This window comes from Paenibacillus sp. Leaf72, assembly GCF_001422685.1.
In the GTDB taxonomy this organism is placed as follows: Bacteria; Bacillota; Bacilli; order Paenibacillales; family Paenibacillaceae; genus Pristimantibacillus.
This window is the reverse complement of the sequence record NZ_LMLV01000001.1, coordinates 159,027-172,852: the sequence shown is the minus strand read 5'-3', so window position 1 is coordinate 172,852 and position 13,826 is coordinate 159,027. Positions and strand designations below refer to the sequence as shown.

At 49.4% G+C, this 13,826-nt stretch carries 11 protein-coding genes; all 11 read left to right on the top strand.

The genetic code is table 11. From position 1 onward, the window contains the following. Positions 1 to 15 precede the first annotated feature (15 nt). Entirely contained in the window at positions 16 to 708 is a 693-nt protein-coding gene (locus tag ASF12_RS00715) for a GntR family transcriptional regulator (protein ID WP_235533003.1), read from the top strand. Between the two features lie 140 nt (positions 709 to 848). Beyond that, positions 849 to 1,754 (top strand): dihydrodipicolinate synthase family protein, encoded by a 906-nt coding sequence (locus tag ASF12_RS00710; protein ID WP_056028401.1) that lies wholly within the window; start codon positions 849 to 851, stop codon positions 1,752 to 1,754. Between the two features lie 158 nt (positions 1,755 to 1,912). After that, positions 1,913 to 3,001: a glycoside hydrolase family 88/105 protein gene (locus ASF12_RS00705; protein WP_056028398.1), complete on the top strand. Its 1,089-nt coding sequence runs from the start codon at positions 1,913 to 1,915 to the stop codon at positions 2,999 to 3,001. Next, positions 2,988 to 4,157 (top strand): mandelate racemase/muconate lactonizing enzyme family protein, encoded by a 1,170-nt coding sequence (locus tag ASF12_RS00700; RefSeq protein ID WP_056028395.1) that lies wholly within the window; start codon positions 2,988 to 2,990, stop codon positions 4,155 to 4,157. Before ASF12_RS00705 ends, ASF12_RS00700 begins: the two co-directional genes overlap by 14 nt. A 95-nt stretch (positions 4,158 to 4,252) precedes the next feature. Then, positions 4,253 to 5,812 carry an extracellular solute-binding protein gene (locus ASF12_RS00695; protein ID WP_056028392.1) on the top strand — a complete coding sequence of 520 codons (1,560 nt, stop codon included), beginning with the start codon at positions 4,253 to 4,255 and terminating at the stop codon, positions 5,810 to 5,812. Between the two features lie 16 nt (positions 5,813 to 5,828). Beyond that, positions 5,829 to 6,815 (top strand): ABC transporter permease, encoded by a 987-nt coding sequence (locus tag ASF12_RS00690; RefSeq protein ID WP_056028389.1) that lies wholly within the window; start codon positions 5,829 to 5,831, stop codon positions 6,813 to 6,815. 29 nt (positions 6,816 to 6,844) lie between these two features. Next, positions 6,845 to 7,738, top strand: a complete 894-nt coding sequence (locus ASF12_RS00685; protein WP_056028386.1) for a carbohydrate ABC transporter permease — start codon at positions 6,845 to 6,847, stop codon at positions 7,736 to 7,738. A gap of 319 nt (positions 7,739 to 8,057) precedes the next feature. Further along, the gene (locus tag ASF12_RS00680) at positions 8,058 to 9,581 is read left to right on the top strand and encodes a response regulator (protein WP_081418550.1); all 1,524 of its coding nucleotides are present in this window, start codon (positions 8,058 to 8,060) and stop codon (positions 9,579 to 9,581) included. A gap of 74 nt (positions 9,582 to 9,655) precedes the next feature. Next, positions 9,656 to 11,404, top strand: a complete 1,749-nt coding sequence (locus ASF12_RS00675; RefSeq protein WP_056028380.1) for a sensor histidine kinase — start codon at positions 9,656 to 9,658, stop codon at positions 11,402 to 11,404. Between the two features lie 109 nt (positions 11,405 to 11,513). Continuing rightward, on the top strand, positions 11,514 to 12,890 hold the full coding sequence (locus ASF12_RS00670) for an ABC transporter substrate-binding protein (RefSeq protein ID WP_056028377.1): 1,377 nt from the start codon (positions 11,514 to 11,516) through the stop codon (positions 12,888 to 12,890). Positions 12,891 to 13,017: 127 nt separating this feature from the next. Further along, entirely contained in the window at positions 13,018 to 13,821 is an 804-nt protein-coding gene (locus ASF12_RS00665) for a carbohydrate ABC transporter permease (RefSeq protein WP_155972917.1), read from the top strand. Positions 13,822 to 13,826: the final 5 nt, after the last annotated feature.

The following is a 13,826-nucleotide window of genomic DNA, read 5'->3' as shown; positions in this document are numbered from 1 at the left end:
AATTAGGGGGCGGTAATGATGAGCATACATGGTCAAGAGGAAGATATAGCTTTGCAGACGCGCTCGATTCGCGACGTCATATACGAGAAGCTGAAGGAAGCGATTTTGTCCGAGCAATATAAGGCGGGCCATCATTTGAAGGAACGGGAGCTGGCCAAGCAGTTCGGCATCAGCACAACGCCGCTGAAGGAAGCGCTGCGAAGGCTGGAGCAGGAGGGGCTTGTTACGACAAGCGCCAGACGGGGAACGTTCGTCTCCAGCGACATTATGAATTCGGTTGAGGAAATCAACTGGGCGCGATCGGCTCTGGAGGGTGTAGCCGCAAGGCTCGCGGCGCTCAAAATAACGGACGAGGAAGCCAGTGTGCTAACGGAAACAACGGAGCAGATGCGCATTTATACCGAAGCGAAAAATACAGAGCAGCTCATTGCGCTTAATGGACATTTTCACAAATTGATCCGAACGTATGCGAAAAATAATTATATTTTTCAACAGATTGAAGCGATTCATTCCTTTGACCGTTCCTTCCGTAAAAAGGCGCTGTCGCATGAGGATGAGCTGGAGCGGGGCTTTCAGGAGCATTATGCCATCTATCAGGCCATTGTGGCGAAAGATGCTGATCTTGCCGAGAAGCTGATGATTGGGCATATTCGCCGGACGATTGAGTTTGTGAAGGAAAGCAAGGCGGCGGCGAAAGCGAAGAGCTAGCATGCTGGGAGTAGACGGGACAGGCACCAAGCAATAGCAGCTTCGGCAGCGGGCGGGATGAAACGATGGCTGATCTTCATTCCGCAGGCAAACCGCTGGAGCAAACAATAGAAGATTAAGAGAAAGGAGATGCTGTGACGATGCATGAAGGCATTAAAGCTAAACTAAGAGGCATCAATGCGATTAATGTGACACCATTTGATGGACAGCTCGGCATTGATTGGACATCGCTGCAAGGCAACATTCGCTATTTGCTTGACCAAGGCATTCAAGCGATTTATCCATGCGGTAACACAGGCGAGTTTTATGCGCTGAGCGTGGAGGAGGCTAAGGAGGTTACGCGGTTTGTGACAGACACCGTTAACCACGAAAGTTTGGTCATTGCCGGGGTGGGCTATGATGCGAGTACAGCTTCCGAGCTAGCCCTTCATGCGGAAAAATGCGGCGCCGACGGCATTATGGTGCATCAGCCAGTTCATCCCTATTTGCTGGCGCAGGGCGTAGTCGATTATTACAAGCAAATCGCGGCCGCAACCTCGCTGCCCATGGTGCTTTATATCCGCAGCGAGCAAATTACGCATGAGGCGATTGTACAGGCTGCTGCCATACCGAATGTCGTGGGCATCAAATATGCGATTAATCATCCGCCATCCTTTAGCCGCGCAGTACAAGCTGTGGAGGACGACATCGTGTGGATATGCGGAACGGCTGAAATGTGGGCACCGACGTTTTATGCGGCCGGGGCGAAGGGCTTTACGTCGGGAATGGTCAATGTGGATACCCAAAGATCGTTTGCGATGCTGGAGGCGCTGAATGCAGGAAACTATGAGCGGGCGATGGAAATTTGGCGCGAGGTGCTTCCATTCGAGCAGCTGAGGGAAAGCCATCGAAACGGCAATAATGTAAGCGTAGTCAAGGAAGCGATGTACCAGCTGGGGCTGATAGCAACGAGAGCGGTGCGCCCGCCTATCAGCACATTAACGAGCAAGGAATGTGAAGAGGTAGCAGGCATGCTGAGGGAATGGGGCTTGCTGCAGCCCGTATAAGGGCAATTCTTTTTATAAAATATAGGGAGTATATGATTTTCCCATCTCCTCTCTATATTTCTCGGAATGTAACGCGCCGCGCCGCCAAAAGACGGAGACAGCCGTTTCACCTTGTGTAAGCGCATTAAATGGATTTTAATCAAAAAGGAGGAAGTTGAATGGCGGGGCAAAACAGATCAGAACTGCAATTGCTGCTAAGTCGAACCGCTGAGCGGACGCTGGCGCTTAGCCATACCTTTTCGGATGAACCCGGAGGCATTCGCTGGCGGCGCTGGGATTGGAGCATCGGGGTTGCCTTCTATGGGGTAGTGAAGGCAGGAGAGGCAGCGGGAGATGCACCCTATGACCTGATGCTGAAAGGCTGGATTGATGGGCGAATAAAAGCGCATTTTGAGAAAGTTTGCGTAAACTCCAACTCGCTGCTTCTGACGATGCTGCATTTGCGGGATCAGGACGATGAGGGCCAATATGCGAGTTTTTTTCAGACATTTGACGATTATTTGCTGAATAGCGGGCCGCGCACCGATTCAGGAGCTCTGGAGCATACGGTGCTGGACAATGACTGGTCGGATCAGGTGTGGGCCGATACGCTGTTTATGAGCTTGCTTTATATGGCGCAGCGGGGAGCGCTCCTCCATGATGAGCGGTTCAGGCTGGAAGCCGGAAGACAGCTCGCTCTGCATTGCAAGCTGCTGTTCGACCCTGAAGAGAAGCTGTTTTATCATGGCTGGAACGATAAGCAGCGGAAGTGGATCGGCGTTCATTGGGGCCGAGGCAATGCGTGGATGACGGCGGGCATCGTTGATATTTTGGAGCTGCTGCCGTCCGAGTTTGCGGAGCGGGAGGCGATTTTGGAAACGCTCCATGCGCAAGTAAAGAGGCTAGCTGAGCTGCAAGAGGCTTCAGGGCTGTGGAGAACAGTGCTGAACCGGAAGGACACGTATACAGAAACGTCCGCTACCGCGGGCATTGCTTATGGCTTGCTGAAAGGGATCAGGCTAGGCCTCATTTCGGAGCAATACCGCGAGGTGGCGGAGCGGGCGCTTGATGCAGTAGTGGCAAGCATTGATGAAGAAGGTTATGTAACAGGCGGCTCATCAGGTACCCCGGTGAAGGCGGATGCCGAAGCCTATAACCAAATCCCGTATGAAATTACACCGTTTACGCAAGGTTTGGCATTGCTTGCCCTTCAAGAAGGACTACAGCCTAACAAAAAAGGGAGTGTTTCGATTCATGAAGCTGTCTGATTTGCGCTTAACCGTCGTTGGCGTGCCGCGTTCTACCGGCTTTGTCAGCAAGCATGTCATAGTGGAGCTAATGACCGATGAAGGCTTGACGGGCATCGGCGAAATGTCGGATTTTTCCCATCTTCCTTATTATTCGATTGATTTGAATGACCTGGCGACAGTTCTCAAGGGCATCCTGATCGGACAAAATCCCTTCCAGCTGTCGCGCATCAATATGGAGCTGAAAAGCCATTTTCCCGAAGCCAACTTTTATTACGAGAAAGGTAATTTTATCCGCAATGGCATTGATGCCGCGCTGCATGATTTGTGCGCGAAGGCACTGAATATGTCGGTGTCAGAATTTATGGGCGGGGCTATTCAGGACAAAATTAAAGTATGCTTTCCGATCTTCCGACACCGGTTTATGGAGGAGGTTGAGGAAAATATCGCTGTCGTCCGCGAGCGGCTGGCACAGGGGTTTGACGTATTCCGGCTGTATGTCGGCAAAAACCTTGATGCGGATGAGGCGTTTCTGGACGGGGTGCAGCGCGAGTTCGGCTCACGGGTGAAAATTAAATCGCTCGATTTCAGCCATTTGCTGGACTGGAAGGCATCGCTTAAGGCGATACGCCGCTTATCTGCTTATGACTTTGAAATGGTCGAGAGCCCGGCTCCGCAAAATGATTTCGAAGGGCTGCGGCAAGTTCGCATGAAATCGGATTATCCCGTGAGCGAGCATGTGTGGAGCTTCCGCCAGCAGCATGAGATGCTGCGGCAGGACAGCGTAGATATTTTCAATATTTCGCCGATATTCATTGGCGGCCTGACCTCTGCCCGGAAAGCGGCAGCAGCCGCGGAAGTAGCTGGCAAAGGCTGCCTGCTGGGCACGACGCAGGAGCTGTCGATCGGCACAGCCGCCATGGCGCATCTCGGCAGCACGCTCGTCAATCTGAATTATACGTCGGACCCGACGGGACCGGAGCTATATGTCGGCGATGTGGTTAAGGAGTCGGTTCGTTATGAGGAAGGTTACCTGATCGTGCCAGGGGCTGACAAGCCAGGGCTTGGGATGGAGCTGGACCCGGATAAAATCGAGCAATACCGTGTACCGGATTTAAGCTGGGGAGCGGTATCCGTCCATCAGCTGCAGGACCGCACGTCGCAAACGAAGCAGTAAAAGGTTGTAAAGAGCAGCAGAGAACAGCAGAGAACAGCAGAGAACAGCAGAGGCAAGCTGTGGCAAGCATTCCTAATTAAAAGGGGAGACGACTCATGACAAGCAAGCCGATTCAGCCTTTAGCAAGCAGCAGCAGCAAGCGGTGGGTGAACCTCATCTGCTCCGGCGTATTGACGCTGGGGCTCGCCGCGGGCTGTGCGGGAACAGGAGAGAAAGCCAGCAGCAGCGGGGAAAATTCCGGAGAAAATGCAGGTGTGGGCAAGCCATATAAGCTGTCGATTGCGCTGCGCCAGGTGGGCGATATTCCAGCAAAGGGCAATGAGGTGGAGCAGGCGATTGAAAAGTATACGAATACGGAGCTTGCGATTCAGTGGATTCCGCAAGCAGCATTCGATGATAAAATCAACGTCATGATTGCTTCCAATGAGCTTCCGCAAATTTTAAAGGTCAACTATGTGCCAAACGTAATGAATGCCGCGCGCAACGGCTTGTTTTGGGAGCTGGGGCCGTATTTGAAGGATTATCCGAATTTGGCGGCGCAGGATCAGCGCTACTATGACAATATAAAAATTGACGGAAAGCTGTTCGGCATCCCGAACTACCGCGACATTGGGCGGGCAGCCGTCGTCTACCGCAAAGATTGGTTTGATAAAGCCGGGCTAACACTACCCGCAACGATGGATGATTGGTATAACGTTATGAAAGCGTTTTCTGAAAGTGATCCAGACGGCAATGGCAAGCAGGATTCTTACGGCACGATGCTGTTCAAAAATTACAACGCTGGAACGCAGCCCGTCATTACAAGGCTGGCGGTCAGCATTGGCGGCGTCAATCGCTGGGGAGAGGACAACGGCAAATTCACGCCGGAGTTTAAGACACAGCCATATATGGATGTGCTCCAGCTGTTCCGCAAGCTGTATGCTGACAAGCTGATTAATCAGGATTTTGCCGTCTACGATGTAACGGAGCTGGATAAGGCGATGTATGACGGCAGGGTCGGCATGCGGTTGAATGTGTCGGCGCAAAATGTACAGAGCTACTCTGTCGCCATGAAGGATACGATTCCGACGGCAGAATGGGATATTGCCCCGTTTGCTGGGCCAGATGGTCCGCGCATCGCGGGCGAGCCGGGCAACTTTGGATTTTTGGCGATTCCCAAATCGGCAGTCAAGGATGAGGCGGAGCTGAAGCGCGTGCTGACCTTCCTCGACAAGCTGATGGATGAGCCGATGTCCACGCTGCAAATGCGCGGCATTGAAGGCAAGCATTATGAGGTTGTGGATGGCACTAAAACGAAGTTTACAGATTTTGCTTTGTTCCAGCGGGAGGTCAAGCCATATCGTGACGGACTGCTTAACATTGAAGGCTACAATGTACCGGAAATTGATGATACGCCAATCGCTCTAAAAGGGACAAAAATGGCGAGGGATAACGTTCAATATGCGGTGCCGAATCCCGCGCTGACGCTCAATTCGCCAACGTATAATGAACGTGGAGTAGAGCTTGATCTCATTATTCGCGATGCGGAAACGAAATATATTATGGGCCAAATTGACGATGCAGGCTTTCAGGCGGAAGTAGACAAATGGGCGAAGGCTGGCGGCGATGCCGTCGTGAAGGAATATGAGTCGTCCTTCGTAGAGCTTGGAGGCTAACAAGGGAGGGACGCGCATGAACGCACAAATCCGCACGACGGGCAGCAGCAGTAGCAGGCCAGGCGGATCAACGCTTGGCAAGGAGCGGGTAAGCAGGCGCAGCGAGTGGCTGCGAGAGCTGATCAAGGATAAATGGATGTATGCGATGCTGCTTCCAGGCGTACTATTTTTCATCATTTTCAAATACGTCCCGATGTACGGCGTCATTATCGCGTTTCAGGATTATCAGCCCTTTCAGGGCGTGCTGGGGAGCAGCTGGGCGGGACTTAAGCATTTCGAACGATTTTTCTCGGAGCCGCAGTTTTGGCAGCTGTTCCGCAATACGCTGCTGCTGGCAGTTTACAACATCGTCTTCTTCTTTCCGCTGCCGATTGTGCTTGCTTTAATGCTGAATGAAGTACGGGTCGAGCGCTTCAAGCGGTTTGTGCAGACGATGATCTATATTCCCCATTTCGTCTCTTGGGTCGTCGTCGTAGGGGTATTCTACATTATACTGACGACGGAAGGCGGCATTATCAATGAAATGCTGTTTGCGCTAACCGGGCATAAAATCGCCTTTTTGCTGGAGCCGAGCTGGTTCCGAACGATTATTATGTCGCAGTCGATCTGGAAGGAAGTAGGCTGGGGCACGATTATTTTTCTCGCAGCGCTGTCGGGTGTTGATGTGCAGCTGTATGAAGCAGCGCGAATGGACGGAGCCAATCGGCTAAGACAGTTGTGGCATATTACACTGCCAGCTATTCGCAGCACAATCGTCATTTTGCTTATTTTGCGGCTCGGCACGTTTCTCGATTCCGGGTTCGAGCATATTTTCCTCATGCTTGCTCCGACGAACCGCGATGTAGGCGAAGTATTCGACACGTATGTGTACGTGAAAGGCTTGACGCAGGCCCAGTACAGCTACAGCGCGGCAGTTGGCTTGTTCAAATCCTTTATCGGCCTCATTCTGGTGCTGGGAGCGAACTGGATGGCCAAGAAGTTTGGGCAGGAAGGGGTTTACTAGCGCCATTATGAGAGCAGGAGGAGAGGACAATGAGCCAGGATCAGTCTTATGTTCGCGTTGACAATACGCTGGGCAACAAATTGTTTGACGGCGCCAATTTCATCGTGCTGACGATTATTGCTTTGGTGACGGTACTGCCGTTCATTTATATTTTGGCTGTATCTTTTACGAGTCCAGAGGAGGCGGCAAAAGGGGGCTTTATTCTTTTCCCGAAGTCGTTCTCGCTGTCGGCTTATCAATATATTTTCTCGACCGATACGCTGATGCGCAGCCTGCTCGTCTCGATTTATGTGACAACGCTCGGCACGGCCATCAATCTGCTGTTGACCTGCCTGATGGCCTATCCGCTTGCAAAGCAGACGCTGCGCGGGCGGCAGCCGATTTTAATGGCGGTGCTGTTTACGATGCTGTTCAGCGGCGGGCTCATTCCGACTTATTTTGTCGTAAGCGGCATGGGGCTGACGAATACGCTGTGGTCGCTGATGATCCCGAATGCCATAAGCGCGTTTAATCTGATTGTGCTGAAAAACTTTTTTCAGCAAATTCCCGATGGGCTGGAGGATTCTGCGCGAATCGACGGCTGTACGGATGTCGGCGTGCTGTTCCGAATTGTTATCCCACTATCGATGCCTGCCATTGCGACCTTTGGCATGTTTTATGCGGTATCGCATTGGAACCAGTTTTTCAGCGCCATCATTTATATTAATGACAGCGATAAATGGCCGGTACAGGTGCTGCTGCGGGAAATCGTTATTTTGGCGCAAAGCCGGATCGGCGATACCGGATTCGATGAGACGGCGATTCAGCCGCAAACGATTCGGATGGCGGTCATCGTATTTGCTACGATTCCGATTTTGCTCGTGTATCCGTTTTTGCAAAAGCATTTTGCCAAGGGCGTTATGCTCGGTTCGGTTAAAGGATAAGGACAGGCAGGTAGGCAGCTACGTATGCGTTCAATCCACCAGGTAAATCAAGTCAATCAGCTAAAACAGCGGCAAAGCAGCCGCATCTTCATCCCTCCGAGTGGGATAAGGTGCGCAGCCTTGCCGCTGTTCGCTGTTTGCATAACCGGGCAAAGGAACGCTTATAAACGCAATTGGTTGAAAAAATGAAAGTATTGCTTCTGAATCTTTATTGTAATTATTAAGATTGTATATAGAATAGGACGTGTAAACGAAAACAGCTAGAAACATCCCGTTGATATTGCTATAGAAAAGCTATTGAAATGAAGGGGGATGGAAGATGTTGAACGTTTTAGTAGTGGATGATGAACCAAAGCACAGAAGAGGGTTATCCCGAATGCTTAAACATTTAAGGCCGGAATATACCATTTATGATGCGATGGATGGGGCGGAGGCGCTGCAAAGCATGAGCGTGCATCCCATTGATTTGGTGTTCACAGATATTCAGATGCCGATTATGGATGGCCTCGAATTTATGGAGCATCTCATCGAACGCGGGGGAAGCGAATGCATTATTATAATGAGCGCTTATTCGGACTTCGAATACGCGCAGCGTGCTCTGCAATTAGGAGCTAGCGATTATTTGCTGAAGCCGGTTGAAGAACAAAAAATCGTCCAGCTGCTCGCGAAAACCGAAAATAAAATGCACACTATACGCCTCGCCTCCGTGGAGGCTTCCCTTGCCGAATTGTTTGAAGGATTGCCGGATAAGGACGATTATCAGCGGCTTGAAAGAGCCTTTCCCGCTGTTAAGCAGGGTATGGTTATGGCCGCAGTGCTGAATTCGAAAATCGGGACTGGCGATCGCAAATGGATGCTGAGTGAGCTCAAAGCGAAGCTGGAAGCAGCCTTGAAGGCGCAAGGATTTTCATTCGCTTTCTACCAGTCTGATAAGGTGCTTCACACCATGATCATTAGCGGGGAAAACGCACCAATCGTCACCCCCGAATGGGAAGGCAGGCTGCGAATGCTCATCCGCCATTTCTCTGCCCAGCATGCAGCCGAATTAACGTTTGGCTTGGGGAGCAGCTTCACCAGTTGGGAGCATGAAGCCAGGGAATCTTTTAAACAAGCTAATCTCGCCTTACAAACGCGATTTTACAAGGGCGGAGGCGTTCTGCTCGAAGCCGAGCAAATGAATGACAGCAGTCATCGGGCGCTGCTGAAGCTAGAGGTGCGTTTTTTGACAGACGCTGTTGTATCGGGCGATAAGCCCGGCATTCGTTCGTATTTGGATTCCATCATTAATCAAGCGACCGCAAGCAGCTTCCCCCAGCCTGAAAAGCTAGTATATGCCATCGCTGCTGCTATCCATCATTTAACCTCCTGCTTAATGGAAAAAGGGCTGCTTTCTTTCAATAGCACGGCATTGGAGGAAGCGCTGCTGCAATGCCATACCGTCGAGCAATTAAAAAATGCGGCTCAGGCATGGATTTTCGAGTTGGCCGATTGTTTGGATAATCGAACCTCTTATCGCAGCGAAGCTATCATTGTTGCCTGCAAAGCCTATATTGAAAACCACTATGACGAAGAATTGTCCCTCAGTACGATCGCTGCGAAATTTCATTTTAATGCTTCTTACTTTTGTTTGTTATTCAAAACGCATACCCATACGACCATTAACCAATATATTATGCAAACGAGAATGAAGGCTGCCGCCGGACAATTGTTGCAAACCTCGCAAAAGGTGTACCAAATTGCCGAAAACGTCGGATACAAGGATGTAAAATATTTCATCCGGCTGTTCCGCAAGGAATATGGCAGCAGTCCAGAGGAATATCGTCATTTATCTGCTTCTCGTTAAAGGAGGGGGTTTAGCTGCGTACGCCTTATTTTTTACATCGCTTTCAAAAGTATTTTAGCTTTCGGTCTAAGCTTTTGCTCACCTATGCGCTCATCGTCACGCTGCCGCTCGTCATATTGAGCTCAAAATATTTTTATTCCAGCAGGGAATTTGTTTCGGATTTTGCCCGGCAAAACCTTTATTCGATCGTGAAGCAGAACAATGAAATCATTGATGAAGAGCTTTCGCGGGTGGAAGAAAGCAGTCTGGCCATGTTCGCCGATCAGGTGCTGTATGAGCAATACTTGCATGCGGACCCAAAGGACGAATACAGCATGATTACGATGGAGAAAAAAGTGAATCAAGTCATCAGCAAATATTTCCTCGATTTAAATCAAATCTACTCGATTCATTTGATGACGAGCTATGCGAATATCGGCACGTCTACTTTTATTCCGTATCAGGATTTTAATAAGACCGCTTTATATCAAAGGGCATGGGCAGGAAAAGGGGGGATGGCATGGGTGCCGACTTTTTCATTCGATCGGATGTTTGACCGGAAAACGAGCCAAGTGAGGCCGCCAGAATATGCCCATCTATTGTCGGGTGTACGCCTGCTCAAGTTGTTTCAGATTAATAATAGCGAAGTGATCGAGCTGCAAGGGAAGGCTGAGCTGCCGGTGCTGGTCGTGACCTATAATCCTGAGATGTACGGCGCACATTTGTCGGGAGCACTTCCTGCTGATGGCGCTTCTTATTTTATTTTGAGTGCGGAAGGCGAGCCCATATCTGGCACGGATATGTTTAAAGAAGCCCGCCTCGGCAAGCCCGCATGGCTCGATGAGATCGCAGCGATGAAAAGCGGCACGATAACCGTTATGCAGGATGGAAAGCCGCTGATCGTTTGCTTTGATACGTCTAAAGTAACGGGCTGGATATCGGGCATTACGATTTCCCCAGGAAAGCTCATGGCCTCTTTTTTGCCGGAAATTAAATCCTATACGCTGTACTTGGCTGTATTTCTGCTTATCGTATCGCTTCTGCTGGCTTATATATTCGCGAGCTCCATTACGAAGCCTATTCATCAGCTGCTGAAAGCGATAAAAAAGACAGGAGAGGGCGAATTTGATACTAGAATTCCCGTCGAGTCCTATAACGAAATGGGCTATCTGATTCATAAATACAATCAAATGAATGTGAAAATTAATCGATTAATCGAAGAAAATTACATCGTCAAGCTAAGGGAGAAAGAAACGCAAATTATGTCGCTGAATATACAGCTTAACCCTCATTTTTTGTATAACACCTTAAACATTATGAATTGGACCGCTTTGGAAAATAATCAGAAGGAATTAAGCAGCATGATCGTCAGCTTATCTGCGATGCTGCAATACACATCTGCAAATAGCCAGGACATAGGCGATTTCAATGATGATTTAAATTGGCTCAAGCATTATATTTTTATCACGGATCAACGCTTTGAAGGGAAATTTGCCGTTACCTATGACATTGCTCCCGAGCTTTATACATACACGGTGCCCAAGCTTTTTTTACAGCCCTTTGTTGAAAATGCGATCGTGCATGGCTTTGCCCATATTCATCGCGGCGGGCTTATTCACATTCGCGGCTGGCTGGAGGACAAGCAGCGCTGCTTCACGGTCGAAGATAACGGCATCGGCATTCCAGAGAGCCAAATTGCGTCTTTGACCGAAACGGAAAGCAGCTCGATCGGCATTCAAAATGTCGACAAACGAATAAAGCTTATCTACGGAGATTCATATGGCGTTACCATTCATTCCCAGCCCCAACAGGGCACGGTGGTGAAAATTCATTTGCCTATATAGAAAAAGCGAAGATCCTCCACCAATACAAAAATGTTCGAATTCTTTTTATAGCGGCTCTTATTTACAATAAAACTATAAACCATTTGTAAATATGATGGAGGGCGAGCCAATGAAGAAAGCTAAACGTTTAACCGCATTAGCTTTGTCGGCAGTTTTCACCATGACAGTCATACTGACAGCCTGCTCCAGCGATGAAGGGTCTCCTGAAAATCAATCCGGCGTAAAACCACCGAAAGACGGCGAGCAGGTTACGCTTAAATTTTCCTTTTGGGGCGATACGATCGAGAAGAAGACGGTTACGGAGGCGCTTAAGCGTTTTGAGCAAGAAACGGGCATTATCGTCGAGCCTATGCATGTGCCATCGGATTATTTGACGAAGCTGACGACGATGGTAGCCGGAAATGTGGCACCCGATCTCGGTTATTTGTCTTCTGGCGCGGCGCTCACCTGGGCAGAGGATGGAAAGCTGCTTAATCTCACCCCGCTCATTGAAAGCGATCCCGATTTTAAGAAGGAAGATTATTTAGATCAAATTTGGTACGACTACGCGCCTGGCAAGACGATCGGAATGAGCACGGCAGTAGAAGGCTACGGACTCATGTACAACAAGGATATGCTGCTGGACGCGGGCGTGGAGCTGCCTCCGACAGAAGCAGGCAAGGCATGGGACTGGGATACGTTTATCGAATATTCAAAAAAATTAACGCTGGATGACACGGGAAAAAATGCGCTGGACCCTGCCTTTAATCCAAATAAAATCAAACAGTACGGCTTTCAATATGATCCATACAACATGATGGCAGCGGTTGTGTCCAATGGCGGCAACTTCTTAACGGAAGACGGCAAGGGCTTTGGACTAGTGGAGCCGGAAGCGATCGAAGCAATTCAAAAGCTTGCTGACCTGATGTATGTACACCATGTTTCACCAACCCCGCTTCAAACGAAAAGCCTTCCCGATATGGCGCTGCAGACGAAAAAAGTCGCCATGACCGTATCTGGAAACTGGGCTCTGCAAGCATTCGCCGAACAGGACTTTAATCTAGGCGTAGGCGTTCTTCCCAAATTAAAAGATAGCAATACGCTGCTGGATGGCGCACCGACGGTCATATTCAGCTCAACCAAACATCCTGAGGAAGCATGGCTGCTTTATAAATATATGGCTGATCCGGAATCGGTGCTGCCGCTGATCGCAGGCGGATTGTGGATGCCGCTCAAAAAAGCGTGGTATACCGATCCAGAGCTGATCAGCAAATGGGCTTCAGGAAACAAGGCGCATCCAGAGGGCTATACGGAATCCTTTATGAAGCAAACGCTGGAGAACGGCATACGGACGCCAGGCTTTGAGGTGAAAAATCTAGCTAAAATCAATGCGCTTGTCACGCCTGCCCTTGATTTGGTATGGACGGGCAAAGAAACGGCCGAGCAAGCGTTAAAAGGGGTTGAACCTAAAGTGGAGCCGCTGATTCAGGGCTATTACGGAAGGTAGCCAGGGGGATAGCCATTCGCCCGGAGAGGAGGTTTTTTTTATCACTCGTAAACGCCGTATTGCGCTTGCTGGCATCCTGTTTGCCTTGCCCAGCATTTTGGGCCTGCTCACTTTCACCATTTTGCCGATGCTATCAAGCTTATTGCTAAGCTTCACGGATTATCGCATTGTGAATACGCCGAAATTTATCGGGTTCGACAATTATACGAGGCTTTTTGATGGCACGGATCAATATTTTTACAACTCTTTAGCGGTTACTTTTAAGTATGTGATTTTAAGAGTTCCTCTCGGGCTTATGTTTTCATTTATCGTCGCCTTTTTGCTTAATATGGAGTTTATTCGCGGCAAGTCGATTTTTCGAACGATCTTTTATTTGCCCGTGATTGTGCCTGCTGTCGCTTCTTCAATGATTTGGATTTGGTTGTTCAGTCCTGACTTGGGACTATTCAACAGCTTTCTGGAAGCGCTCAATCTCCCAACTTTAAACTGGCTTTATTCAGAGGAGACGGTCGTTCCTTCTATTGTTCTTATGAGCCTTTGGGGAATGGGGAGCACGATCATCATTTTTCTGGCGGGCTTGCAAGGTGTGCCGAGATCGTTGTACGAGGCGGCTATCGTCGATGGTGCAGGCGCCATGCGCAAATTTCTGCACATTACGATACCGATGATGACGCCGATTATTTTCTTTAATTTGATTATGGGGTCGATTGGCGCCTTTCAGGTGTTCACCGAAGCGCTCATTATGACACAAGGCGGACCAAACAATGCGAGCTTGTTCTATAACTATTACATTTATCGGGAGGCCTTTTTATTTGGGGAAATGGGGCATGCTTCGGCGATTGCCTGGATTCTCTTTATCATCATTCTCATCGTGACGGCGATTTTTTTCCGGACTTCGAAATCATGGGTATTTTATGAAAGCGAGGTGTAGCCCAT

Bases quoted from the DNA above. Each gene is read 5' to 3' on its own strand.
- ASF12_RS00685 (WP_056028386.1), top strand. From the start codon at position 6,845: ATGAGCCAGGATCAGTCTTATGTTCGCGTTGACAATACGCTGGGCAAC.
- ASF12_RS00680 (WP_081418550.1), top strand. From the start codon at position 8,058: ATGTTGAACGTTTTAGTAGTGGATGATGAACCAAAGCACAGAAGAGGG.
- ASF12_RS00715 (WP_235533003.1), top strand. From the start codon at position 16: ATGATGAGCATACATGGTCAAGAGGAAGATATAGCTTTGCAGACGCGC.
- ASF12_RS00670 (WP_056028377.1), top strand. From the start codon at position 11,514: ATGAAGAAAGCTAAACGTTTAACCGCATTAGCTTTGTCGGCAGTTTTC.
- ASF12_RS00700 (WP_056028395.1), top strand. From the start codon at position 2,988: ATGAAGCTGTCTGATTTGCGCTTAACCGTCGTTGGCGTGCCGCGTTCT.
- ASF12_RS00695 (WP_056028392.1), top strand. From the start codon at position 4,253: ATGACAAGCAAGCCGATTCAGCCTTTAGCAAGCAGCAGCAGCAAGCGG.
- ASF12_RS00705 (WP_056028398.1), top strand. From the start codon at position 1,913: ATGGCGGGGCAAAACAGATCAGAACTGCAATTGCTGCTAAGTCGAACC.
- ASF12_RS00665 (WP_155972917.1), top strand. From the start codon at position 13,018: ATGCTATCAAGCTTATTGCTAAGCTTCACGGATTATCGCATTGTGAAT.
- ASF12_RS00710 (WP_056028401.1), top strand. From the start codon at position 849: ATGCATGAAGGCATTAAAGCTAAACTAAGAGGCATCAATGCGATTAAT.
- ASF12_RS00690 (WP_056028389.1), top strand. From the start codon at position 5,829: ATGAACGCACAAATCCGCACGACGGGCAGCAGCAGTAGCAGGCCAGGC.